The following is a 23387-nucleotide window of genomic DNA, read 5'->3' on the forward strand; positions in this document are numbered from 1 at the left end:
TTCTCCTCCTTCTTCCCTAATAAGAAGCGAAGGGGATTACTTCCAGTGCTCGGCCAAGAACTTGGGGATGCCCGAGGAATCCCTGGGCCCTATCATGACCTCCCACTCGAATCCCAACAGCTCCTCCAGTTCCCCCTTGTACCTGGCCGCCATTCCAGGTAGGATGACCTTCCTGTGCTTGACCTTTTCTTTCACGTTGGAGGCTTTGATGGCATCGGCTATGGTCTGGGCCGTCATCTTCCTTCCGGCGATGGAGGACTCCACGCTGAGACCACCCGTATCCACCACGATGAGATAGGAGGGAACCTTCGAGTTTTCTATGTCACTTGCCACGGTGAAATAGGTGAGGGCAAAATTGGAGGTGACCATGACGGGAGAATTCTCGTTCACTTCCCCGATGGCCCTCATCCCTGGCTCCACGCTGACGGGCTTCCTCGGATCCGTATAGATGTTCTCCCTCAGGATGATGAGGGGAAGCCAGGTCCAGATTTCTTCAGATTTCAGGATAATGAGGTCCGCATATCTGACCATCAAGATGGTGGCTAGGGCCGTTTCTTCCCAAGCCAATTCCTCGGGCTTCCTTCCCCCGTCCTCCCAGACCCTGGCGACGGAAGCTATCAAGGGAAAGCCCACTTCCGGATCTTCCCCCCTGATGGCAGTGTTCCTCAGAACGGTGAAACAGTTCACCGTCTCCTTCAGCATCTCGCCGAAACCCGCCCCAGGATCCAAGAGGAGATCCTGGAGACCCCAGTTCATCATGGTCTTGGCCATCGACTTCAGGGTCTTCAGATCGAAGGGAGAATAGAGGGCAAGAGGACACTGGTACTTCAAAGCCAGTTCTCCCATTTCCTTCCAGTTCTCCTTGGTGGCGGCGTAAAGGAGTGGTCTTCTATCCTTCACGAGGGAAACTGCCTTTTCCATCACTCCTGGGTCGGTACACCAGAGCACCAGCGGAAATTTGGTGAGGGAAGCCTTTCTGACGGTGGCCTCGAACTTGGAGGGGTCTCCCGAGACATACCTTGGAGCCAGCATGTCCAGCCTCAGGGTCTTCCCTATGTAGGAGTATCCGTATTCCTCCACCTTCTTGATCCTCTTGAGCAGATCTACCTCGGAAAGGGTGTCCTCCAAGGTTAGGGCCAAAGGAACGGGGTTGAAATACCTGTATTCGTGCCTTCTCACCACCAGCTGCCCACCCACCTTGATATCTCCTATTTTTACTTCCTTCACGGGAGGTTTCAGCATTTCCTGCAGTTTTTTAAGGTTGGCCTCCTGTCCCTTTTCCCACAGAGGAGGACATTCTTCAAGTGAAATGGTCCTCTCCGCCAACCTGGCGGCAAAAGCCATACAAACACCCGGTTCACACTTACCACAGTTGGTTTTGGGGAGGAGGGCATAGATGTCCAAAGGTCCAATCTTCTTTTTGGCTGCCATTCACTTCACCCCTATCCAGGGCATGAAGGTAGGCTCACCCTTTTCTCCCATGAGCCACTTTATCACATCCTTCATCGTCCTGATGGCTGCGGGATGCAGGGTGATGTAGAGATCGTTTCCAGCCATGAGCATGGCGAGGGCCATCGCCGTTTCCCACATGGGACCCCTGTACTCCCTGGGACCCATTTCCGGATTGTGTAACCAGGCCTCCCTCGCCCCCCAAGCATTGGCGGTGGCCGAACCCATGGGACATTGGAGTTCTGCATCTCCCATGAGGGCTGCCAGCCTAATTCTTTCCATAATGGAGAAGGCATATTCTATCCCATACCCAAGGGGGGCAGAGGTGGGATCGATCACTATCTGTTCCTTGGGTAGATACTCGTACAACCTACGGTTCAGTTCCTTCGCCTGGGCCATGTCTATGGAAGTCCAGGCCAAAACCACGTGACCGTATTGCTTGGCAGCCTTCGCCACGGGTTCCCACATGTCCAAGTTGGCCGAGCTCAAAAGTACCCTCTCCCCCTCGCAGACCTCTGCTATTTTGGGAAGGAGCTTTGCATCCTTCTCGGGGTTCCCCGATCCTCCCACGATCAGTGGAACATCCACGGCCTGCAAGATGTTCTCCACCAGCTTGCAGGATTCTTCTATGGGAGTGTTCTTGGAATAGGGATCGCTGCTGACGAGCTCTATGTCCACCAGATCCGCACCGAACTTCTCCACCGCCAGCTTTGCCCACTTGATGGGATCTTCTATGGCATCCCCCAGTACCGCCCTAACGGGTCCTGGCAAGGGAACAGGCATGTCAAAGACATCACCTGCAATGGCTGGAGGATTGGGAAACTTTCCTTCCAGGAAGTGCCAAGGTGGAGCCGTTTCTCCCCCTATTTTCACAACCTTCCTCCTCGTTCCTCCATCGGCACTGGTCGCTCCCAGTGTAACCTCCGCTATGGAGCCTGGATATTCTTGCACGAAGGGAGAGAACTCGGCCTCCAACAGGGAAAGGGGCTTGGCTGGGACAGCCTCTTTGACCGGTGGTGGGACCACGGTCATCAAAGGCCTGAAAATGAACCTTAGTTCTTCTAGAGTGAGATCCACCTTCTCCAGCTCGAGTTCATTCATTTCCCCCAACAGCCTCAGGATCTCATCAAGTGGGGAACCTTCCGTCACCCTCTTCCTCCTTTATCCCTTTTTCTTCTCCACCCTTCTGATGATCATCTTCTCGGCGAAGATCTTGGCATTCTTCAGCACGATTTCGAACTCCATCCCACCAGCACCCGGCACTCCCACGGTAAGGGTGGGGGCCAACATGGGCGCACCTTCCGCAGGCGCTTCGGGAGCAGGTGCGGCGGCGGCTTCCTCGGCCTCCACCCCTTTCAATCCCTTTACACCCAATTTCTTCAGCTCCTCACTGGGCTCGACGATGGGATGATTATGGGCTTTTAAAAAGGCCTTGAGCTCTTCAATGTTCTTCACCTCTTCTTCGGTGGGTATCTTGTCCACCACATCCTTTGGTATGAAGTCCTTCACCCTTTCTTTGGCCTCCTTGGGAATCCAAACCACCCTCTTCCATCCACCATCTGCCTGGAGGAACTTCGGAGATCTCATGTATTCGAACGAGATACCATGAAAGCCATCCACCTGCCTCCCTCCTGCCGTGGAATCCGCCATGGTAGAGAAAGGAACCCCGTTAACGGCGGGGCCCTTAAAGTCCCTGTGCACGATTCCCAATCCATCCACTTCTGGAATGTAGAAGGCGATAGCCTCAAAACACCCACAGGAAGTGTGCGGATAACCGAAGGCCGTGTAAAGCTGTACCCTTTGCACTGCCCCCAGGCTCTTGGCTTTAACAGATTCATTGGCCCCCTCCCACTCCCCCTTGAAGGGATCTATAACTTTCCCTATCTTGACTTCGTAGATGGGGCCCTTAGGATCTATCTTGGAGGCCGCCCTCCCATCGAACCAACTTATAGCACCGCAATTGGCATACCTTTGGGGTGTGATCACGCACACATGGGTAGGGGCGAAGGATTGACAGAGGGTACATCCATAGAAAACATCCACTTCTTCGTCCTTTAGGCCCCTTGCCCTCGCATCCCTAGCCTCATAAACTTTGAGGGCCTCAGGATAGAGCTTAGCCACTTCGGCCGGATCCGTATAGAAAGTAACTTGAACTCTCTCGATGATGGGACACTCGCTGTGGTAGAGCCTGATGATCACCGCTCCCAGATGCTTCAGGGTGAAACCTTTCTGCACCGTCTTTTTGCTCACTCTGCACCAGATCGTGTTCCTTTGGTTGAGGTGCATGAAGCCCTCCACCCAGTTGGTGAAGTAGTGGATTCTCCTCTCGAAAACACCCTCCATCTCTTCCTCTAGGTCCTTTCCACCCACCTCCACCAAGATGGCAAAAGGAGTCTTGGTTCCTTCTGGCATGTCCTTGAAGTCTGGACCCACTACCGTTACCTTTCCATCCTCCACCTGCTCTAGAGGTCTCACCCTCAAAAGTTCAAACTTGTGGGGAACATCCGGTCCACCCAGCTCCGCATGCATGTCCCCCTTCCTTATTCTCTCTCCCTCGTACACCACCCCTACGTCCACGGGGATGTCCGCGAACATTCCCGACTTCATTTTTCCAGCTCCTCCGCTATTTTTTCCAGGTTTTTATACCATTCCTCCGCGGAGAGGTTGGGGAAGGACCAACTACAATGAGGCTGATAAAATCTATTTAAAGATATCGTTCGCAGGTGGGGTGCAAAGGACTTCAAACCTGAACCCATCAGCCACTCCATGTAATAGGGACCCAAGCCCAGCATCAGCACTAGATCGTGGGGCTGCCCGTCCCCATGCAGGCTCCACTTGGGATCCGTGAGTCTCGAGCATATCTCCACCATGGCCATTCTAGCGGCCGGTTGTAATCCCCTCTTCTTGAGCTCCATGGCCATTTGTGCCGTCGCCACCACCGGCACCTTTCCTGCCTTGGCTATCCTCACGGCGTAATCCAACGGTTTTCCTCCCTCTTCCTTCAGCGCCTCCGTCCCTACCACGAAGAGGGGCCGCTTGGCCCTTTTGATGAGAACTGCTACTACCTCAGGCCTGGTGATGAGCACCGCCTTCACGGGTCCTGGAATCTCAGCCTTCTGCCACGGCTCCACTTCATCCCTCCTTTACCCTGATGAGCCTGGGAACTAGGGTGGGATCGGGATTGGGATTTTCAAATTCCTTCCACCCTTTCTCTTTGAGGAAGGCCATTACCTCCTCCTTCATGGTCACTGGGATGTCGGCCACCGTCCTCACGAAAAGATGGAGATCATCCGGAAGGTCTCCGAAAAGCCTGCGGTGCAGGTCTATGTAATGGTTCAGCTTAATGGACCTGCCCTTGGTGGTATCGCTGGCCCTCATACAAAGCTTGGGAATGGCCACCATGGCCTCTTCCACCGTTTCCGCCATGAAGAAGAGGTGCTCGGGAACGGGACCCACATAGGCCTCCTTTCCCGTTCTAGCATCTATCACCTTCCAAACCTCTCGATCTTCCTTCCTACCCAGCAAGGCCCTCCTGTATTTCGAGCCATGAGGTCCTACGATTACAGGGATTCCCAGTCTCCAGAATCCGCTGGCTATGGAGGAGGCCTTCTGGGAGTAAGCTCCCCAGGCCACGCCCACCGCTCCCACCCTGTTATGGATGTAATCCGCTATTTCCTCGTAGTTGGCCCTCAGCCTGCGTTTGGCGAAGATGCTGGCGATTTTGATGGCGGCACCGGCTATGTGGGAATTGGAGACACAGGAGCCACAGTTCACGATTCCTCCCGCATCAAAGACCCCGGGATAGGTCTCGTAAAGGCTTTGCCCGTTTTCATCCCTGTACATCCCTATGGCCATCGCCGAGCATCCTGTCGTACAGATGATGTACTTCCTCCTCGCAAACTCCTCCGCCATCCTGGCCACTTCCTTCCAGCTCCCCGGAAAGTTGGAGCAACCCACGAAAGCTACTACTCCTGGGATCTCGCCCATGACGATGGGTTGACCCACCCTTCTTATTTCGATGTCCTGAATGGCTCCCCTCCCCGTCCTCATCTTGAACTTCTCTTCCGCAATTTCTCTCCGATGGGCCCCTACGATAAGGGTATGGGGCTTTATCCCGACGGGACAAACCCCCTCCTGCTCGCATTTCCCACATCCGACACAGGGCTCGTAGAGGTCTGAGAGGGGTTTGAGGTTCCCCCTCCCCGCCTCCGCTAAAGCTTCGGGAATGGGAAGGGTGTTCGGGCATGACCTCACACAAGAGAAACAGGAAGTACATCTTCTAGACTCCTCCATGAGCCTCTCCTCCGTGGGGATAAGGCCCATCTTTCTCCTCTTGGGGGCTATCTGCATCGCTACCTTCACCGCTACCTCTCCAGCTTTTTCAGGATCCAGGATGGCAGCCCCAGGAAGTTTGCCTTCCACCAAGTCCTCTACGATTTGATCCACGGGATCTTTGGTCCTGTCCGGAAGTCCCTGCAGGTTCTTGTAGTGGGTAGTGATGAGGACTGCATTCACCTTTTGGGCCTCTTGCAGAATGTCCGTCCTTATGCATTGCTCATCCACCATGATCACATCCGCCACACCGGACCTCACGAACCTAAGCTGAAAGGAAATGGGCCCCACGATCTTGGCCTTTCTGGAATACCTGCTGAGATCGATGGCCGTACAGCAGATCCCGCAGACCTCTACCTTGTCCTCCAGGCCTGCCTTGGCCAAGTAATCAGCCACCCCTATCGCGGGTGGTACATTGTGTCCTATCACCAAAATCACGGGTTTGGAAGAGTCTATTACCCCCATCCCCAATTCCACCAAATGAGCCTCTGGATCGGCCTTCGGAAAACCGAAAGCCGAAACCTGGGCGATGTCCGCCACCTCCATCACAACGTGGTCTATCATACCAGCGTGGAAGACCTTGGACTCAAAGTCTAGGTTGTCTCCCTCCTGCCCCGTATGAACACAGGAGAGGAGATGGACGAGTTCCGTTTCACAATAATCCAGCACGTCCTCCAAGTCCCCCAGGGTCCTGGGCTTTATTCCCGTAACCAGTCTGATGATGGGGGCTTCCAAATACACGTTTTCCCCACCCACATCCAAGGGATAATCTCTCCCGTACTTCTCTATGAGTTCATCCAACATGTGCCTCGCATGCCCACAGTGGGTAGAGGCTCCTATGCAACAGGAGAGGAGAACGATCCTGGAGAGTTGACCTCCCATGTCTATACCACAAGCTCCCCTCTTGCCCTTGCTGAGATCACACTTTCCGAAGGTACAGAGACAACAGAGATCACAAAAGGGGAGGTAGAAGGGCTTGTACCTCTTGAGGAGTCTTTTATCCCACTCCCGGAGGGAGGCTATGTCCGGCATTGGGGTGGGACCCTCTTCCTCCTCCCACTCTCTGGCCACTCTCCCCAGACTCAGTTCGAAACCCTTTGCTTTCAGCCAAGGAAGCTGGAGTTCATCCGCTCTGATCCGAAGTTTGGAACCCAACTGCCCCCCTCCCGTCTTTTTCTTCCAAGCTCACGAAATCTTTTCCTTTGAATAGTTTTTTATAAAAACTTATCGGGGGGAGGCTTCTCCCAAACGTTGGTTTCCCCTAAGACTTTGGTTCTCTTCCTTTTACCGAAATCTTAAAAAGGAGAAACTTCATTCCATCATCGTTATGATAATCACGAGAGAGAAACCTTTGCAGGAAATTTTGGGTTTTCTACAACCTTATAAAAAGGTCTTGGTCGTGGGTTGTGATGGCTGTGTACAACCCCCCCGTAGCCTCAGGGAAAGCGAAAGGATGGCCTCCCTTATAGAGCTGGCTAGGAGTTCCTCCGGAAACCCCATTCAGATAAGTGCCACCACCGTCAGCAGACAGTGCTGTGCGGAGGGATTGCAAAACCAGCTGAAGGTGGAGGGCTACGAGGCCCTTCTCTCGATGGCTTGCGGGGTAGGTGTGCAGGTCATGAACTCCGTTTTTCCCTCCCTTCCCACCTTCCCCGCCCAGAACACGCTCTTCATAGGTTACGAGACGAAGAGGGAGGGAGAGATGTTTGAAAATTGCAGGGCTTGCGGGGAGTGTATGCTGGGCGAGACGGGAGGGATTTGTCCCGTGGCTAGGTGTGCCAAAGGACTCATGAACGGACCCTGTGGAGGGTGTGTGGAAGGGAAATGTGAAGTGCCTGTGGAGATAAGGAACTGGAAGGGGGAGGTAGTACAGACCCTCAAAAACGACTGTGCTTGGTACCTGATTTACCAGAGGTTGAAGGAACTGAACCGTCTGGATCTCTTCCGGAAGCTCCGGCTACCCAAGAACTGGGGGATAGCCGGATACCCCAGGAGGCTCTGAATGAAAAAAGCCTTCTCCAACCTGATGAAGGCCATTTCCGAAGGAAAGTTCGTGTACACGGGCGAGCTGGAACCCCACAGGAGCATAGACCTCTCGGAAGTGGAGAGCTGGGCCAGAACCCTCAAAGAGGCTGGTATCGTGGCAGCCAACGTGACCGACAATCCCAGAAGCGACTCAGCCATAAGCAGCATGGTGGCCTCCTATCTCATCCAGAGGAACACCGGATTGGAAACCATCTACCAACTGAGGACGGCCGACCGCAACAGGTTGGCCCTGCTCTCGGACGTGCTGGGTGGAGCAGCCCTGGGGCTAAGAAACATCCTAGCCCTGACCGGAGACCACACGAGGATAGGCACCACACCTTCCTCCAAACCCGTTTTCGACCTAGATTCCACCGGTCTCATCGCCCTCATCCACAAGCTGGTTTACGAGGGCAAAGACCTCGACGGCAACGAGTTGAAGGGTCCAAGGCCCGAGATCAACGTGGGCGCGGCAGCTAATCCCAACATGGACCCCCTGGAAATAGAAATCCTCAAGCTGGAACGCAAGGCGGAGGCTGGGGCTGACTTCTTCCAGACCCAAGTGGTCTTCGACGTGGAAGTGGCCAGGCGCTTTCTGAGGGAGATAGAGCATATCAAGGTTCCCACCCTCGTGGGGATCTTCCCCCCACGCTCTTATGGACAGGCCGAATTCTTTGACAAATATGTCCCGGGAGTGAGAGTGCCCAAGGAATTCATGGAGGCCTTCGCCCGCTTCAGGACCATAGAGGACAAACAGAAAAGGAGCGAGAAGATCAACGAGTATAACGTGGAATACTTCTCCAACTTCATCAGGGAAGTGAAAAAGGAGAGGGCCTGCGCCGGCATTCACATCATGGCAGTGGGATATCCAGAGGTGATAAAGCCCCTCATGGAGAGTGTAAAGTAGTGGGAGGATGTCCACTACTCTTCTTCAGACCCTCGAGGTGAATCCAGAACTTTGCTCCGAATGCCACTTTTGTCGTTGGGCCTGTCCCTATGAGGCCATCCAGCTGGAGGTGGGAAAGAAGGAGGGAGCAAAGATAGACTTGGAAAAGTGCAGGACCTGTGGTCTGTGCTCCTCCACCTGTCCTTCTGGGGCCATTCGCGCCCTTTACTATCCCGAAGAACTCCTCCTCTCGCGTGCGCGGGTGGTGGAAACCCTCATCCTGACCTGCAGGGGGAGTTCTCCTCCCGACCTCGAGAAGGCCGTGAGGGAGAGCGGGGTCAAAGGCAGGCCCTTGGAAATCAGGCTCCCCTGTCTGGGAAGGCTGGATGCCGGAACCATGATGAAACTCCTCTCCCAGGGGATAAGGGAACTCGTGGTGATGCCTTGCGAGGAGGAGTTCTGCCGCTTCGAAAGGGGCAGCAAGGCCCTGGAGAGGAGGTTCCTCCTCCTCAGGAAGGTCCTGTCGGAAATGGGAAGGAAGGAAGTTCTGATCCTGCGGGAAAGGTCTAGGAAGGTGATTTTCAACAAGGACAGGTGCATATGGTGTGGAACTTGTGTGGACCTCTGTCCCTACGATGCCGTGAAGCTCCTCCCCTCCCAGAGAGTGGCGGAATTCGATCTTTCTAAGTGCATGGGATGCGGGATATGCGTGGCCAGATGTCCTGCCTTCGCCATAGAGCTGGAGGGCTTCGAACGAAGTTCCTTCCTCTCGAAGGTGGGGAAGGGTGCGGGAATTTTGGTGCTCGCTTGCCAGTGGGCGGAGTTCGCATGGGGGGATGAACTGGCTGGAATGGAGCGCAGGCTTCCCGAAGGGGTGGAACTGGTCTATCTCCCTTGTCTGGGTCTCTCGGACCAGCTTTTCGTGTTGGAGGCTCTCAGGAGGGGAAGAAAGGGGGTCCTGGTTTTGGGTTGTCCTGAAGAGGAGTGCAAGCTGGAGGAAGGAAGCAAGGCTGCTTCTCGTTACCTGAAGGAATTGGAGGAAAAATTGGAACAGGTGGGGCTCTCGGGGAAGGTGAGGTTCTCCACAGCTTCCCCGCGGGATCCCACCCTCCTAGAGAAGGAGATCCTTGAATTCTCCAAACAGCTCGAGTGAAAAGATCGTGCTGGCCGTTTCGGGGAAAGGGGGAGTGGGGAAGAGCACCCTCTCCGCCCTCATGATAAGGATCCTCTCGGAAAGGGGAAAGGGTCCCCTGCTGGCGGTGGATGCCAACCCGGATTCCAATCTTCCCCATCTTTTGGGGATCCAGGTGGATCGAACGGTGGCCGACCTCACCTCCGAGCTGAAGGAAGAAATAGAGGAGGGCAGGCTCCCCCCCACCCTCCCAAAGAAGGACTTGCTGGAATACCGCGTGATCAAGATCTTGAAGGAAACTCCTTCCTTCGATTTGCTGGTGATGGGGAGGGGGGAAGGGGAGGGATGTTACTGCATGGTAAACAAGCTCCTCACGGATATCCTGGACACCCTCAGCAGCAACTACAGGATCACCATCATAGACGAGGATGCGGGGTTGGAACACTTAAGCAGGAGGATGGATAGGGATGTGGACGTGATGCTCGTCGTCACCGACCCAAGCTCCATGGGCTTCAGGACGGCCTCCAGGATAAAGGAGGTGGCCAAAGAAGTGCACTTGGAGTTCAAGAAGATGTATTTGGTGGGGAACCGCTTTTCCCCCGAACAGGTCCCCCTGTTGGAGGAAAAAGCCGCGGAAATAGGGCTTGAAGTGGGTGGAGTCCTACCCCAAGATGAAAACGTCTTCCTTTTGAACCTCGCCGGCAAACCCCTTTCCGAGCTACCCCCAGACAGTCCCTCCCTCAAAGCCACCGAAAAACTCTTACAGAAATTGGGTCTCCTCGACCAAGGATGAAGCTGGCCCTGTTGATCCTGGCCGGAGGAAGGAGCGAGAGGTGGGGGAAGGAAAAGGCGCTGGTGGAGGTGGAGGGTAAGCCCCTCCTCCTCCATGTACTGGAGAGACTGGAGGGACTTTCGGAGGAAAGGATCATCTCCTCCAAACCTGGTTTGGGGTTGGAGGTAAGGGGGGTAAAATTGGTGGAGGACTTTTCGGAAGAGAAGGGGGCCGTGATAGGTCTTCTGAGTTCCCTACCCCAAGTACGCTCCGAGTACGTGGCGGTGGTGGCCTGTGATCACCCCAGGGCCAACAGGGAGGTACTCGAGAAGTTGGCGGAAAGGGCTGAAGGGCGCGACGGGGCAGTGCCTCGCTGGCCCAACGGCTACATAGAGCCCCTGTACGCCGTCTACAAAACCGAAAGCCTCCTGAAGGCGGTGAGGGAAGCTGGAGGTGAAAAGAGGCTGAGGAAGGTACTGGAGAAACTGGATATAGTTTACGTGCCCGTGGAAGAGCTGAGGGAAGCCGATCCACAGCTCGATTGCTTCTTCAACCTCAATTCCCCCGAGGACCTCCCCCTCCTTCCCCCACGCAGATCCTGAGGTCTTTGAGGAAGGAAGCGAGATGGGAGGGACGATGGTGGGGCATCACCACCAGCCTTATCCCCTCGGGAAAATCCGAGCGGGAGACCACCCATCCCCTTTCCCTCAACCTCCCTTCGAGTTCCGCGCAACTGAGCTTCTCGTGCCTGAAGACCACCACGTTCAGTTCGGGCTCCACCACTAGGCTCAGTCCCTCCACCCTCCCTATTCCCCTAGCCAACTCCTTGGCCAATTCCACACATCTTCTGGCCTCCCTTCCATCCATGAGCTTCAGGGCCATCCAAGCAGCGGCCACCGAAGCCCCAGGCCTCGTTCCCAACAAGGTGAAGGTTTTACCACCGAGATAGGAAACCTCCTCCTCCACCTCCCCCAACCATTTCCTCTCCCTGAAGAGGAGGATACCACAGGGAATGGGAGCACCCCCCATCTTGTGGAAATCCGCCGTAAGGGAAGAAACCCCTTCCACCCCAAAATCCCATCCCTTCCTCCCCAAGAAGGGGAGCATGAAACCACCGAGGGAAGCATCCACATGCAGAAAGCATCCCCTCCTCACCGCCACTTCAGCCATTTCCCCTATGGGGTCAACCACCCCGAGGGAAGCGGTTCCGGCCGTGGCCACCAACGCTGCCGTTTTCCCATCCGTCTTTTCCTCCACTTCTTCCACATCCGCCCTGTAGTCCCTTCCCAGCCCTACCTGAACCAGCTTCAGACCCAAGAGGGAACAGGCTTTCCTGATGGAATAATGGGCGGAAAGGGGGGCCACCACCTTCCTCCTCCCCGTCACCTCCCTTGCCACCCAAAGGGCCATCAAATTTCCTTCCGTCCCCCCTGAGGTCACATAACCGCAAGCCCCTTCATGGGAAAAGAACTTGCCCGCTTCCCTCACCACCTCCTCCTCCAGCTCCCCCACACTGGGAAAGACCCTGGGATCCAGGGCGTTGGTCTCGAGGAACCTCAGATAGGCCTTCACCACTTCCTTCCGAGGAAGGGTACACATGGAAGAGAAGACCCTGCCAGAGCGGTATCCCGGATCCTTCTTCCTCTTTTCCTCGAGGTATCGGAAGTATTCCTTCATTCCTTCACCAGATGATCCAAGAGCATCGCCGCCACATTTTCCTTTCTCACCGACTGCAGTCCCTTCCAGCCTGGAATGGCATTCACCTCCACCACATACTTCTCACCCCCCTCCCCCACGAGTAAGTCAACCCCTGCGTAAACGCATCCCGTGACTTCCCTCGCCTTGAGGGCCATTTCCCTGCTCTCCTCATCCGGCTCCCAAGCTTGGGGGTTCGCCCCGGCCGAAACGTTGGTCTTCCATCCCTCCCCCACCCTCCTCATGCCCAGGATCCTTTCGCCTATCACGAAGAGCCTGAAGTCCCAGTTCCCATGGGGAACGAACTTCTGCACGTAGAAAACCGATCTCCCGTATTCGAGCACGGAGAAAAGACGATAGGCCAAGTCCTTCTCCCCCACCCTCACCATTCCCGCCCCCAGGGAACCGAAAAGGGGTTTCACCACCACTTCCCCATACCTCTCAAAGGCCTTCCTCGCCTCCGATCTCTTCTCCGTCACCACCGTGGGTGGAACCGGGAGACCCGCATCCTCGAGCAGGGAATTGGTATAGAATTTGTCCGCACACTTTTCTATCGCAGAGGGTGGATTCACCACCCTTACCCCCAAGTTTTCCAGCCTGTGGAGGACGTCCATCCTGAAAACGAGCTGTTCCGCAGAGCCCTTGGGCACCCACCTCACCAACAGGAGATCGAATTCCTCCAAGTCCCTTCCGAGACAGGTTACCCTCGGTCTTTCCCCCAGCCTCGCCACCACCTCCTGGAGGGGGAACTCAAAACATTCCCATCCCCTCCTCCTCGCTTCCTCCTTCAGCCTTTCCACGTTCCAATCGGGTCTTCCTGAAGTGAAGATGCCCAACTTCAAGCGTGCTCCCTCAGGGGAATCAAGGCCTGAGGCCCAAAGATTTTTCCAGCACCTCTTCGTTGATCTTACCCGCGTGGAACACCCTACCCGTTTTGAGGTTGTTCACGAAGATCTCCGCGGGGGAGAAGAGTTTAGGATCTATTTTGAAGAAGTCCCTCTGGTATCTCTCGAAGAGTTCTAGGAAGGGGACTCCGTAGTCCCTGGAGGAACTGGAGGGAACCTGCTCTATCACCCTCTCCACCTCCTCGTCCTCCGCTTCAACGAAATAGACCGTTCTCCCACCGTAAAGCACACAATCGTTGGTCTTTCCCATGGCCTCGAGATCGTTCTTGGCCACGGGTGCGATGGGGGCCTTACCCAACCCGCTCACGATCTTTTGGAGCGGGAAACCCACTTCATGGAGCTTGTGGACTCCCGTCTCCACCACCCTTGCGGAGATCTGGATGCTCCCAACCAAACTGGCCGTGGGTGCCACGACCAACGTAAGGTTCTCGGGTTTCACACCGCAGCGCTGAGCCACTACCTCCGCCACCCTCTCGTCCGGGAGTTTCCTGGTTTCGAGGGTGAGCACCGCCACCTCACTCTCATCTTTATAACCGAGCTCCTCGAAGAGCTTCTCCACCCTGGCCAAGGCCCTGGCAGGGCCAGAACCCATGGCGAAGTACTTCTCCACCTTCACCGCCCATCCAGCGTATTGGGAAGCCATGCAGGAGATGAGGGGAAAGTCCGTCCTCACGAAGACCCAGGGGATTCTTTCCACCCTCACTTCCACTTTTCCCAGTCCGCCCATACAAATCTCCGAGAAGGCTATTCCCGCTTCCACGCTTCCGGGAACTTCCACCCCAGCATCGATTACCGTCGCACCGTTTCCCAACTTCTTTACCCTTATCTTCAGCTCCTCTTCCCTCCTCACCATCTCTTCCACTATCCTTTGGGCCCTCCTGTTCACGCTCAGCAAGTTCCTTCCCTCCACACCAAGATTTCACCCTTTCCAGAACAGGCTAAATCCCCATCGTATCTCTCGTATTTCCCTTTTAGATGTTCTTCCCTTACGGGCAATCCCTCGCGTTGGAGGTACCGGAGGAGGAGGGGAAGGAAGGAGGGGAGATAGAGACAGCTGTACTGAAAGGTGGGAAGGAGGGGGGGTCTCTTGAAAGCCAGGATGGTTCCCCTCTCCATTCCTCCTCCCGCCCCCTCACCCATTTCTCCAAAACAAACGATCGTTCCTCCCGTCATGAGGGCGCCGGCAAAATCTCCCATTCTTCCCTCCACCACTATTATTCCCCTCCTCATCTTTTCTCCCACCTCCCTCCCGGCTTCTCCCCTCACGATGATCGTCCCTCCCTTCATCCCCACCTTGGATCCACGATAGGCTGCCCCCACCAAGTTTCCCGCCTTACCCCTCACCTCTATCCTCCCGCCACTCATCTCCGCCCCCATCCAGTCACCCACTTCCCCCTCCACGAAGATTTCACCTCCCTTCATCTCCCTTCCCAAATGCATTCCCACCTTTCCCTTTACCTCAATCCTTCCCCTCGTCATCCCGGCTCCCACATGCTTCACCCTGCCGAAATCACCCTCCAACCTCAGGACCTCCCCCTCCCCCCTCTCCTCCACCGAGAAGAGCTCCTCCACCCTTTTCCTCCTCCTTCCGTAGAGCACCTCCATCCTCCCTATTTCCCCCGCCGACTTACCACACAGGTGCTCAGGACTCAGGATTTCCGCTTCCACCGGAACCTTGAAGGGGCCCTTTGGTCTGAGAACGATCACTTCATCACCTCCCTCAGGTAAAAGAGGTACTTGCCCAGCTTGCCCCCGTAGTTACCGGCCGAAATCCTCTTTATACCCTTAACCGAACATGCCCCCTCTATTCCCACCCTCATCGCCCTCCTCACACTCTCCTCATCCAAGCCATTGATCACTATCTCGAGCACGCAGTTAACCCCTTCCGGGACTTTGCTCTTCACCAACGGCCTCAGGGTGGGACAGTACTCGGTGTTGGTGGAAGCCCTCAAAAATTTGTACTTGGAACCCACCTTACTCCCACTCCTCACCACCCCGCCGGGGAAGGGGGCCACCACCCCTTCCACCTTCCTTATCCTCTCGACGGCCCTTTCCGCGGCCTCCAGCGTACAATCCTCATCCTCACCCAAGATGAGGAAATTCCCCCCTCCCACCGCCCTCTTTATTCCGAACTCCTCCTCAACCAAGAACTCCCCCTCCATCACGGGAATCCTCCAGAACCTTTTTCCCTCCAACCTCTTGGAGAGCTGGAAGCCATCCCCAAAGAACCTCAGCTTGGCCCCTACCTTGACGCTCTTTTCTCCCTGCAAACCGTTGAAACAGGAAGTGGTGGGACAGGTCATGATGCACTGCCCTATCCTGCGGAGGAGCTGATCCTCCAAATCCTTCTCCGACATGGCGAAGAGGAGGAGGCTCGCTCCCGGCCTGCCATCGGGGGTTTCCTGCGGACTCAGCCACCTCTCCACCCCTGCCTCCGCCCCGCAGGCTATCACGGAAGTGGCAAAGCCCGTGGCGGTGAGGGCGGCGTTTCTCACCCACTCCTCGTTCTTGGCCGTTACGATTACCCTCGCAGCCCTCATGCCGAAAGCCTCGGCGAAGGTATCTTCTATCTCCACCCCATTCACCTGCAAGGTATCACCTCGCTCTTCGGGAGGTACTCCAGCTCAACGGGATAGTTTTCTAGGGAAACGGTGTAATATTTCTCGAAGTCCTGCTTGGCATCCTCGGGCAGTTCGCCGGGGGGACTCACCCAGAAGGTTCTTCCCCACACCTCCTTCACCACCTTCCCATCCTTCACCACCACTTCCCCATCCTTGATCACGTATTTGGCCCTGGAGAAGGAACCCTCGATGTCCTCCTCCTTGAATTCGTAGATGGCCACGTCCGCATCGGCCCCCACTCCCAGGTGTCCCTTTCTCTTCAAGCCGAGCAACTTGGCAGGTCCCGCCCTGGTGACGATGGCTATCTCGTAAAGGGAGTATTCCCTGTCCAAGCTTGGGAGGGTGGAGCGGGAGGAGGCTGCCCTGTGGATCTCGGAGAGGGTTTTCTCCCTAGCCCTCTTGCTCATCAGCCACTCGATCACCTTTGGATAATGGTAAAAGGGTCCGGCGTTGGGATGATCGGTAGTGAGCACCACTTTCCAGGGATCCTTCACCAAAAGGGCTACTTCCAGACCTATGGTCCATTGGACGGCATTCACCAGGGACTTGGGTTTGAAGGTATAGGGAACGATCCCAGCCCCTACCTCCATCTCCACGTCGGAATTGTACCATTTGTTTCCCGTGAGCTTGAAGAGGTTGTACTGCCAGGGACCATCCGCAGTCATGGTAGTGGCCTCCCCGAAGATGACTTGCCCCAAGTCACAGGTGGCGTTGGGCGATTCATCGATGGCCTTAGCCACCTCCGGCGCGGCGGAGGAAAGGGTGGCCCAATTTTCCCCCCCATAGGAGTTGAATTGGATGTGGGTGATGTGGACCCTTCCCCCCTGGGCCACCACCGTCTTCACCGTATCGATCACTATCCCGAATTTCCCCGGCGTTCCCAGTTTGTTACAATGGACATGGATGGGATGGGGGAGTCCCAGTTCCTCGTTCACCCTACTCAGACCCTTTATGATCTCCCTGGGAGTCACCCCATAATTCTCCACCCTATCATCCAACCCCTCCACGTTCTTACCCCACTTCCAATTCTCCACCCCACCCGGATTCACCAGCTTGATGGCATAACCTTTGGTGGCCTTGAGAAGCCAACCCACATAATTCCTGAGCTTCTCCCAGTTACCTTCCGCTATGTACTTCATCACGAAGTGGTTGTTGCCCATCAGGGTATAGGCCCCCTTATCCACCATGGGTATATCGCAGAGCTCCTCGTGTACGTGTCTGGCGGTGAGGGGTGGCATGGCCGCCTCCATCACGGTGGTATAACCCAAAATGGCATACCTGTAACCCGTGACATAGGTGGTGGGGACCGTATATCCCGTCCCGCTCCTCGTCACCTCCGTCCTGGGCACGGGATCCCTGCGATGATCCTCAGGCCTCATCAACCTTCCCAGGTTCACCTTGGACCCGGCGATATGGCTGTGGAGATCCACCCCTCCCGGAAAAACGATCATTCCGGAGGCGTCTATGACCTCCCCCCTCGCCTCCTCCACGATTTTCCCATCTTCGATGAAGAGGTCCATTTTTTCTCCTTCGATTCCGTTGAGGGGATCGTAAACCGTTCCGTTTTTGATGATCATCCTCCCACCCTTTCGATGATCTTCTCCAGGATTTCCCTATCCGGCAGATAGGGGGAAGCCACGAGCTTCTTCAGCCTGAGCGGGATCCCATCCATTCTGTAAGCCGTTCCGTCGCACTCTATACCCACTATGGCGGAAGGAATAACCACCTTCGCAAGCTTGGTGGTCAGACTCACCTTGGGATCTATTACGATGGTGGGTATGGAAGCGAGATGACGTACGGCCCCAGCGGGGAAGTGGGCCGCAGGATCCGAAGCCAAAATGAGGGCCGCATCACACTCCCCCCTGTAAAGGAGGTCCACTGCCGAAAATTCTCCGGGATTGTAAACGGGATAACCCCTGCTGAAATTTATGGCAAAGGGATAACCGGTAAGCCAGGTGAGTACCTCATTGGCCCCGGCGACGTTGAAGTGGCCCCTCATGGGCATGATGAGGAACTTCGTGTAATCGTTCAGATCCCTCACCAGACGGAGGGCTGCATCTATGTTGAGGTTTTTGCCCTTCGACATGGTGAGACCCATCCCGAAGAAGATGATGCCGAACTTACACCCCTTCATCCGCTCCGCCAGCTCCTTTATCTTCTCCCCCGGTACTCCCGCCGCCTCCTTCACCTCATACCCCCTCACGGCCGCCCTCAGGGCGGAAAGGAGTTCGTAATCCTTTCCTTCCTTTACCCTGATGAATTGGTTCACCATCTTCGAAGTCCTGGTTTCCCTCACGTCCACGTGAACCGTGAACCTCTCCTTCTTCCCCTGCCTGTACATCCCCAGGGGGGTAATGGAATACCTCACGGGATGGCGGATGTGGGCCTCTGCCGGATTACAGCCCCAGAAGACCACTAGATCCGCTCTGTTCTTAACCTCGCCGAGGGTACATTTGACCGCCCCACATTCTTGAGCTGCCAAGACCGTGGGTCCATGACAGGTGGAAGAGGTATTGTCCAGGCTGGCACCCGTCAGCTCGGCGAGCCTGACGGCGAGCCTCTGGGCCTCCGCCTCCGTGGAGCTCAAACCGTAAATGAGGGGGAAATCTGCCTCCCTGAGGATGCGGGCGGCTTCCTCTATGGCTTCCTCCACCCTTACTTCCCTCCCATCCACCATGGGCTTGGCCCTGTCCTCGGCATGGGAAAGGAACTTCGATCTGGAAACGGGGCAAGCGTTCTTCGTGGAAAGGATTTTTCCATCCTCCACTTCCACTTCCAGATCGTCGCAAAGGCAACCGCAGAAGGGACAGACCACGCCCTTATACAGAACCAAGCTCACCCCTCCATCTCTTCACCAATTCCTCCAGGGGGGTGGGCTTCTCCCCCGGGGCCTTCGTAAGGCGGGCCTTCAAGCCCTTCAGGGAAGGCATGCCCGTTCCCTCCGTGAGGGGACTGGTAAGGAAGTTGGCCCAGGGACCCATCGGCATGAAAACCGTTCCCCTCTCCGTATTACCAAAAACGCATCTCACCACCACGGAACCGAACTCCGTGCTCACCCTGACCGTCTCCCCCTCCTTCACCCCTATGAGACTGGCATCCTCCGGATGGACAAAGACCACTGCCACTTTCTCAGAATATTCCGGAGAGGTTTTCCCCTTCTCCATGCTCACGCCTTGGTCCACCGTTCTACCGGTGTTCAGAAAGACTTCCAAGGAAACCTTCTCTTTCCTTTCCCCAAAAATTTAAATGTTTTCCCATCTCATTTTGGCCGATGTTTTCAAAGGTGAGGATAGGAGTGGTGAAAGTAGGGAACATAGGCACCTCCACCATGATAGATCTCCTCTTGGATGAGAGGGCGGAAAGGGAGGACATCGACTTCAGGATAGTCGGATCGGGTCCCAAAATGCAGGAAGAGGATTGTAAGGAATGCGCCCAGAAGATTTTGGAGTTCAATCCCCACCTAGTCCTGATCGTGAGCCCCAATCCTGCCCTGCCCGGACCAACCGCTGCCAGGAGAATAGTGGCTGGGGCGGGGAAGCCCGTGATAGTGATAGGGGATGCCCCCGGGAAGAAAGCGGTTCCGGACCTGGAAAAGGAGGGAATGGGCTACCTGCTGATCGAGGCCGATGCCATGATAGGGGCGAGAAGGGAATTCCTGGATCCGGCCGAGATGGCCCTCTTCAACGCCAACGTAATAAAGGTCCTAGCCGCCACGGGTGCCTTCAACGTGATCTGTGAGGAAGTGGAAAAGGCCATAGAGGGGATAAAGAAGGGTTCACCCTATTTGCCCAGGGTGGTGATCACGAGGCAAAAGGCGGTGGAAGCGGCGGGTTTCCAGAACCCGTATGCGCTGGCCAAGGCCATGGCTGCCTACGAGATGGCCAAGAAGGTGGCGGATCTTTCGGTGGAGGGATGCTTCAAGATGAAGGAGATGAAGGAGTATGTTCCCACGGTGGCTTCCTCCCATGAAATGATGGAAACCGCGGCGAAGTTGGCGGGTGAAGCTAGGGAACTGGAAAAGGCCACGGACTCCCTCCTGAGGAGGCCCCATGCCGACGACGGCAAACTGCTCTCCAAGAGGAAATTGATGGAAAAACCAGGTTAAGGGGACTTGAAAGAGATTTTGGTAAGTGCCCCATCGAGATTGCATCTGGGAATCCTCGATCCCTCGGGAAGGAATGGAAGGATTTACGGTGGTTTGGGGGTTGCCCTACTGAAACCGAGGGTGAGGGTGAGGATTTCCCCCTCCTCCTCTTTAGAAATTTCTGGACCCTCGGCCAAAACCGCCAGGGAGAAGCTCTCCCCCCTCTTGAGAAGGCTGGGAGAGAGGGGGGCGAGGATAGAAATCTTGGAAAGTATTCCCGAACATTCCGGACTGGGCTCCACCACCCAGCTCTCCTTGGCGGTGGGGATGGGACTGGTCAAGCTCTTCGGATCCAAGCTTTCGGTGGAGGAAGTGAGCGAAGTGATGGGGAGGGGATGGTTTTCGGGAGTGGGAACCCATCTCTTCAAACGGGGCGGTTTCGTGCTGGAAGGGGGAAGAAAAAAGGAGGGTGGTCTTCCGCCCCTTCTCTTCCACTCCCCCTTCCCAGAGGAATGGAAGTTCGTGGTGGCCCTTCCCCCCTCAAGGGGTTTGGATGAGAGGGAGGAACGGAAGGTCTTCGAGAGGATCTCCCCTCCCCCGGAAGAAGTGGGAAGGGCTTGCAGGCTTGTCTTGATGAAGATGCTTCCGGCCTTGGTGGAAAGGGACCTTTTGGCCTTTGGTTCCTCCCTCACCGAGCTTCAGCGGGTGGTGGGAGGCTATTTCAAAGAAGTGCAGGGGGGAATCTTTGGAAGTCCCCTCCTCGAAGAAACGATAGAGTTCATGCTGGAGGAAGGAGCGGTGGGGGGAGGGCAGAGCTCTTGGGGACCAGCAGTTTACGGTCTGGTGGGTGGGGAAGAAAGGGCCAAAGCCTTGGAGGAAAAGGTCGAAAGGTTTTTGGAAAAAAGGGGAGGGGGAAAAGTCTTCAGCTCGGGAGTGGACAACAAAGGGGCCAGATTTTTAAGGCGCTGAATCCTTCGAATGCACCTTCCCCCTAGCCAGGGAGAAGAAGATTCCGAGGAAACAGAGGAGGGAGAAGAGGAGGAAGAGGACTCTGGCCGTATCCATGAAGGAGGGATAGACCTCGGGCTCAAGCTTCTTCCTTCCCAAGCTCAGGGAGAGGACCATGGTGGTTATTCCCATGCTCATGGTTTGTCCCACCTGCCTCATCGTTCCCAGGGTGGCAGAAGCAACACCGTAGAACTCCCTTTCCACGGAACTCATCACCGCATTGGTGTTGGGGGAAGAGAAGAGGGCGAATCCCAGTCCCAAAAGGGAAAGACTGAGTATTACTTGGAGCAGAGGAGTTTCTCCTCCCAAGAAGATGAGGGAAAAGAGTCCAAGGGAGGTGAGGCCCATTCCCAGGGAGGCTACTAGCTGCGGCTCCACCCTGTCCGACCATTTTCCAGCGAGGGGAGAAAGGAGGGTTTGAAGGAGGGGCTGTACCATCATAACCGTTCCCGCTTCACCCGCGGAGAGGGAACGGGGATGTTGGAGGTAAAGACTCAGGAGAAAGGTTACGGCATAGGTAGCGCTGTAGTTGATGAGGGCTGCCAAGTTGGAAAAGAGGAAAACCCTATTGTCCCTGAAGAGGAGGGGGTTTATCATGGGTTCCTTTCTGATCCTTTCGAGGAAAAGGAAGAGGAGGAGGAAGAGAGAGCCGAGGAAGAGGGAGGAAAAACCGAGAGGGGAAGGGAGGGAGGAAAGTCCATAGATGAGGAGGACGAGCGTAACCACGTAAGCGAGGGAGCTGGGGAGGTCAAAACTTCCCTTGCTTCCGGCCTCCTCCTCCAACCTGAGGGAAAGGAGGAGGATGGAAAGGGAGAGGAGGGAAGAGAAGAAGAAGAGGCTCCTCCATCCAAGGCTCTGGGTCATGATTCCTCCCAAAAAGGGACCCAAGAGGAGCCCCGAATAAACGGCAGCCGTGTTTATTCCCAAAACCCTTCCCCTCTCCTCGGGAAAGGCCGAGGAGAGGAGGGCCACGGTCGTGGACAACACCATTGCGCTTCCCACTCCCTGAAGTACCCTCGAGGAGAGGAAGAAGGGAAAGGAGGGGGAAAGGGAAGAGAAAAGGGTGGAGAAAAAGAGAAGGGCGAGCCCTACCAGGAAGAATTTTTTCCTACCTTTGAGGTCCGCCAATCTTCCGAAGGGAAGGAGGAGGGCCGCAGAACTGAGGAGGAAGGAAGTGTTGACCCAGCCCAAGAGGACCGCATCCACCTGGAATTCCCTCTGAAGGGAGGGGAGGGCGAGGTTAACGGAAGAACCCAAGAAGGGGGTAAGGAAGGAGGCGGCCGCCACCGTCGCCAGCAGGCCCAGGCGCATGCTTCACCTTCCTGAGAAAGACCGGCTAGATAAAAGTTAAATATCGGGTGTGTTTCAATTAGCCGTTAAATCCGGGTGAACTCATGGAAGCGAAGCCCAAGGTCTTCGGCCATCTCCTCAAGGAGGTGGTGAGGGCAGGGTTTTGTGCCGGATGTGCAGCTTGTGTGGTTTCCTGTGAGCCGGGCGTGCTGGGTTTCGAAAGGGAACCCAAGATTTTAGGGAAGTGCACTTCCTGTGGTCTTTGCTACTCCGTTTGTCCCCAAACCCCCACCTCCAAATCCCTGTTCGAGCCCTTAACCGGAGCCCAATGCGATCCTTCCGTGGGCAGCTTCAAGGAAGCCCTTTCCGTACGCTCGACCGATGAGGAGGTTCTGAAGAGATGTCAGGATGGGGGGGCGGTTTCCTCCCTCCTCCTCTCCCTGCTCGAGGGAGGCCACATCGATGGAGCCCTGCTGATGGGAGTGGGCAAGGAACCCTGGAAACCCGAAGCCAGACTGGCAAAAACGAGGGAAGAAATCCTGGAAGCGGCCGGCACGAAGTATACGCGCGGTCCCCTCTTCCTTCCCTTAAAGAATGCCGACGGCTTCCAGCGCCTGACCGTGGTGGGCGTACCCTGCCAGGTGAAAGCGGTCAGGAAAATACAGAGGGGGGAACTTCCCTACCCAAAGCTGGGGGAAAAGATCTGGTTGGTGATCGGTCTCTTCTGTATGGAATCCTTCGACCATTCGAAACTGGGTGAGTTCCTGAAGGAGAGGATGGGGGTAAGTTTCGAGGAGGTGGCGAAGTTCGACATAAAGAAGGGCAAGTTCATCTGCAGGCTGAAAAACGGCGAAAGCAGGGAAATTGAAGTGAAGGCCCTTCACGATTGCGTCAATCCTTCCTGCTTCCTTTGCACCGACTTCACTTCCGAGCTGGCCGACCTCTCGGTGGGTGCGGTGGGTTCACCCTTGGGCAGGTCCACCGTTCTCGTCAGGACCCAGCGGGGTGAAGAAGCCTTGGAAATCCTGCGCCGCTCCGGAAAGGCCGAAATCAAGCCCCTAGCCGACTTCAAGCCCGGAATAGAGGGAGTGAAGAAGGTGGCTGGGGTGAAGAGGACGAGTGCGGAAAAGGAAAGGGAAAAAAGGAAGGAAGAGGGCAAGTCTCCTTCTCCCTAAACAAGCTTTTTTGATT

Annotated in this window: 22 protein-coding genes; 8 read left to right on the top strand and 14 right to left on the bottom strand. The window is 55.7% G+C overall.

Features of this window, described 5'->3' with window-relative positions:
* Positions 1-36: 36 nt before the first annotated feature.
* The 5 genes from acsC to cdhA are packed head-to-tail and all read right to left on the bottom strand — an operon-like array spanning position 37 to position 6936.
* Positions 37-1431, bottom strand: coding sequence for an acetyl-CoA decarbonylase/synthase complex subunit gamma (gene acsC / locus QXG22_06535; protein MEM0359637.1), 1395 nt, complete (start codon positions 1429-1431; stop codon positions 37-39).
* Positions 1432-2598 carry a CO dehydrogenase/acetyl-CoA synthase subunit delta gene (gene cdhD, locus QXG22_06540; GenBank protein MEM0359638.1) on the bottom strand — a complete coding sequence of 389 codons (1167 nt, stop codon included), beginning with the start codon at positions 2596-2598 and terminating at the stop codon, positions 1432-1434.
* A 12-nt stretch (positions 2599-2610) separates the two neighbouring features.
* Positions 2611-4056 carry a CO dehydrogenase/CO-methylating acetyl-CoA synthase complex subunit beta gene (gene cdhC, locus QXG22_06545; protein MEM0359639.1) on the bottom strand — a complete coding sequence of 482 codons (1446 nt, stop codon included), beginning with the start codon at positions 4054-4056 and terminating at the stop codon, positions 2611-2613.
* Positions 4053-4580: a CO dehydrogenase/acetyl-CoA synthase complex subunit epsilon gene (gene cdhB, locus QXG22_06550; GenBank protein MEM0359640.1), complete on the bottom strand. Its 528-nt coding sequence runs from the start codon at positions 4578-4580 to the stop codon at positions 4053-4055. The genes cdhC and cdhB overlap by 4 nt, the downstream gene beginning before the upstream one ends.
* 1 nt (position 4581) lies before the next feature.
* The gene (gene cdhA / locus QXG22_06555; GenBank protein ID MEM0359641.1) at positions 4582-6936 is read right to left on the bottom strand and encodes a CO dehydrogenase/acetyl-CoA synthase complex subunit alpha; all 2355 of its coding nucleotides are present in this window, start codon (positions 6934-6936) and stop codon (positions 4582-4584) included.
* 172 nt (positions 6937-7108) lie between these two features.
* Here cdhA and QXG22_06560 point away from each other — a divergent pair, with 172 nt between their 5' ends.
* The 5 genes from QXG22_06560 to QXG22_06580 are packed head-to-tail and all read left to right on the top strand — an operon-like array spanning position 7109 to position 11195.
* Positions 7109-7783, top strand: coding sequence for a methylenetetrahydrofolate reductase C-terminal domain-containing protein (locus tag QXG22_06560; protein MEM0359642.1), 675 nt, complete (start codon positions 7109-7111; stop codon positions 7781-7783).
* On the top strand, positions 7784-8710 hold the full coding sequence (locus QXG22_06565; GenBank protein MEM0359643.1) for a methylenetetrahydrofolate reductase: 927 nt from the start codon (positions 7784-7786) through the stop codon (positions 8708-8710).
* A gap of 7 nt (positions 8711-8717) precedes the next feature.
* Positions 8718-9842: a hydrogenase iron-sulfur subunit gene (locus QXG22_06570; GenBank protein ID MEM0359644.1), complete on the top strand. Its 1125-nt coding sequence runs from the start codon at positions 8718-8720 to the stop codon at positions 9840-9842.
* Between the two features lie 7 nt (positions 9843-9849).
* Positions 9850-10614 (top strand): AAA family ATPase, encoded by a 765-nt coding sequence (locus QXG22_06575; GenBank protein MEM0359645.1) that lies wholly within the window; start codon positions 9850-9852, stop codon positions 10612-10614.
* Positions 10611-11195, top strand: coding sequence for a molybdenum cofactor guanylyltransferase (locus tag QXG22_06580; GenBank protein ID MEM0359646.1), 585 nt, complete (start codon positions 10611-10613; stop codon positions 11193-11195). The genes QXG22_06575 and QXG22_06580 overlap by 4 nt, the downstream gene beginning before the upstream one ends.
* Here the strand turns inward: QXG22_06580 and mfnA are convergent.
* From mfnA to QXG22_06620, 8 genes are read right to left on the bottom strand one after another with little or no spacing between them, the layout of a single operon-like run.
* Entirely contained in the window at positions 11149-12270 is a 1122-nt protein-coding gene (mfnA, locus tag QXG22_06585; GenBank protein ID MEM0359647.1) for a tyrosine decarboxylase MfnA, read from the bottom strand. The genes QXG22_06580 and mfnA overlap by 47 nt on opposite strands.
* On the bottom strand, positions 12267-13130 hold the full coding sequence (locus QXG22_06590; GenBank protein MEM0359648.1) for a RimK family alpha-L-glutamate ligase: 864 nt from the start codon (positions 13128-13130) through the stop codon (positions 12267-12269). Before QXG22_06590 ends, mfnA begins: the two co-directional genes overlap by 4 nt.
* 19 nt (positions 13131-13149) lie before the next feature.
* Positions 13150-14103 (bottom strand): methenyltetrahydromethanopterin cyclohydrolase, encoded by a 954-nt coding sequence (mch, locus tag QXG22_06595; GenBank protein ID MEM0359649.1) that lies wholly within the window; start codon positions 14101-14103, stop codon positions 13150-13152.
* Entirely contained in the window at positions 14082-14900 is an 819-nt protein-coding gene (locus QXG22_06600) for a formylmethanofuran dehydrogenase subunit C (GenBank protein MEM0359650.1), read from the bottom strand. Before QXG22_06600 ends, mch begins: the two co-directional genes overlap by 22 nt.
* On the bottom strand, positions 14897-15778 hold the full coding sequence (fhcD, locus tag QXG22_06605; GenBank protein MEM0359651.1) for a formylmethanofuran--tetrahydromethanopterin N-formyltransferase: 882 nt from the start codon (positions 15776-15778) through the stop codon (positions 14897-14899). The genes QXG22_06600 and fhcD overlap by 4 nt, the downstream gene beginning before the upstream one ends.
* Positions 15775-17391, bottom strand: a complete 1617-nt coding sequence (locus QXG22_06610; protein MEM0359652.1) for a formylmethanofuran dehydrogenase subunit A — start codon at positions 17389-17391, stop codon at positions 15775-15777. Before QXG22_06610 ends, fhcD begins: the two co-directional genes overlap by 4 nt.
* Positions 17388-18647 (bottom strand): formylmethanofuran dehydrogenase subunit B, encoded by a 1260-nt coding sequence (locus QXG22_06615; GenBank protein ID MEM0359653.1) that lies wholly within the window; start codon positions 18645-18647, stop codon positions 17388-17390. Before QXG22_06615 ends, QXG22_06610 begins: the two co-directional genes overlap by 4 nt.
* On the bottom strand, positions 18634-19026 hold the full coding sequence (locus QXG22_06620; GenBank protein ID MEM0359654.1) for a molybdopterin dinucleotide binding domain-containing protein: 393 nt from the start codon (positions 19024-19026) through the stop codon (positions 18634-18636). The genes QXG22_06615 and QXG22_06620 overlap by 14 nt, the downstream gene beginning before the upstream one ends.
* A gap of 59 nt (positions 19027-19085) precedes the next feature.
* Between QXG22_06620 and QXG22_06625 the strand changes: the two genes are divergently transcribed.
* Both QXG22_06625 and QXG22_06630 read left to right on the top strand, forming a co-directional pair.
* Complete coding sequence (locus QXG22_06625; protein ID MEM0359655.1) at positions 19086-19919, top strand: F420-dependent methylenetetrahydromethanopterin dehydrogenase; 834 nt, start codon at positions 19086-19088, stop codon at positions 19917-19919.
* A 6-nt stretch (positions 19920-19925) separates the two neighbouring features.
* Positions 19926-20867, top strand: a complete 942-nt coding sequence (locus QXG22_06630) for a hypothetical protein (GenBank protein MEM0359656.1) — start codon at positions 19926-19928, stop codon at positions 20865-20867.
* Here QXG22_06630 and QXG22_06635 read toward each other — a convergent pair.
* Positions 20856-22217 carry an MFS transporter gene (locus QXG22_06635; GenBank protein MEM0359657.1) on the bottom strand — a complete coding sequence of 454 codons (1362 nt, stop codon included), beginning with the start codon at positions 22215-22217 and terminating at the stop codon, positions 20856-20858. The two genes, QXG22_06630 and QXG22_06635, sit on opposite strands and share 12 nt — an antisense overlap.
* Positions 22218-22300: 83 nt before the next feature.
* Between QXG22_06635 and QXG22_06640 the strand changes: the two genes are divergently transcribed.
* Positions 22301-23371, top strand: coding sequence for a Coenzyme F420 hydrogenase/dehydrogenase, beta subunit C-terminal domain (locus QXG22_06640; protein MEM0359658.1), 1071 nt, complete (start codon positions 22301-22303; stop codon positions 23369-23371).
* Positions 23372-23387: the final 16 nt, after the last annotated feature.

This window comes from Candidatus Hadarchaeales archaeon (assembly GCA_038736355.1).
Classification (GTDB): Archaea; Hadarchaeota; Hadarchaeia; order Hadarchaeales; family WYZ-LMO6; genus WYZ-LMO6.

Bases quoted from the DNA above. Each gene is read 5' to 3' on its own strand.
- acsC (MEM0359637.1), bottom strand. From the start codon at position 1,431: ATGGCAGCCAAAAAGAAGATTGGACCTTTGGACATCTATGCCCTCCTC.
- cdhC (MEM0359639.1), bottom strand. From the start codon at position 4,056: ATGAAGTCGGGAATGTTCGCGGACATCCCCGTGGACGTAGGGGTGGTG.
- QXG22_06560 (MEM0359642.1), top strand. From the start codon at position 7,109: ATGATAATCACGAGAGAGAAACCTTTGCAGGAAATTTTGGGTTTTCTA.
- QXG22_06565 (MEM0359643.1), top strand. From the start codon at position 7,784: ATGAAAAAAGCCTTCTCCAACCTGATGAAGGCCATTTCCGAAGGAAAG.
- QXG22_06570 (MEM0359644.1), top strand. From the start codon at position 8,718: ATGTCCACTACTCTTCTTCAGACCCTCGAGGTGAATCCAGAACTTTGC.
- QXG22_06580 (MEM0359646.1), top strand. From the start codon at position 10,611: ATGAAGCTGGCCCTGTTGATCCTGGCCGGAGGAAGGAGCGAGAGGTGG.
- mfnA (MEM0359647.1), bottom strand. From the start codon at position 12,270: ATGAAGGAATACTTCCGATACCTCGAGGAAAAGAGGAAGAAGGATCCG.
- QXG22_06610 (MEM0359652.1), bottom strand. From the start codon at position 17,391: ATGATCATCAAAAACGGAACGGTTTACGATCCCCTCAACGGAATCGAA.
- QXG22_06625 (MEM0359655.1), top strand. From the start codon at position 19,086: ATGTTTTCAAAGGTGAGGATAGGAGTGGTGAAAGTAGGGAACATAGGC.
- QXG22_06635 (MEM0359657.1), bottom strand. From the start codon at position 22,217: ATGCGCCTGGGCCTGCTGGCGACGGTGGCGGCCGCCTCCTTCCTTACC.
- QXG22_06640 (MEM0359658.1), top strand. From the start codon at position 22,301: ATGGAAGCGAAGCCCAAGGTCTTCGGCCATCTCCTCAAGGAGGTGGTG.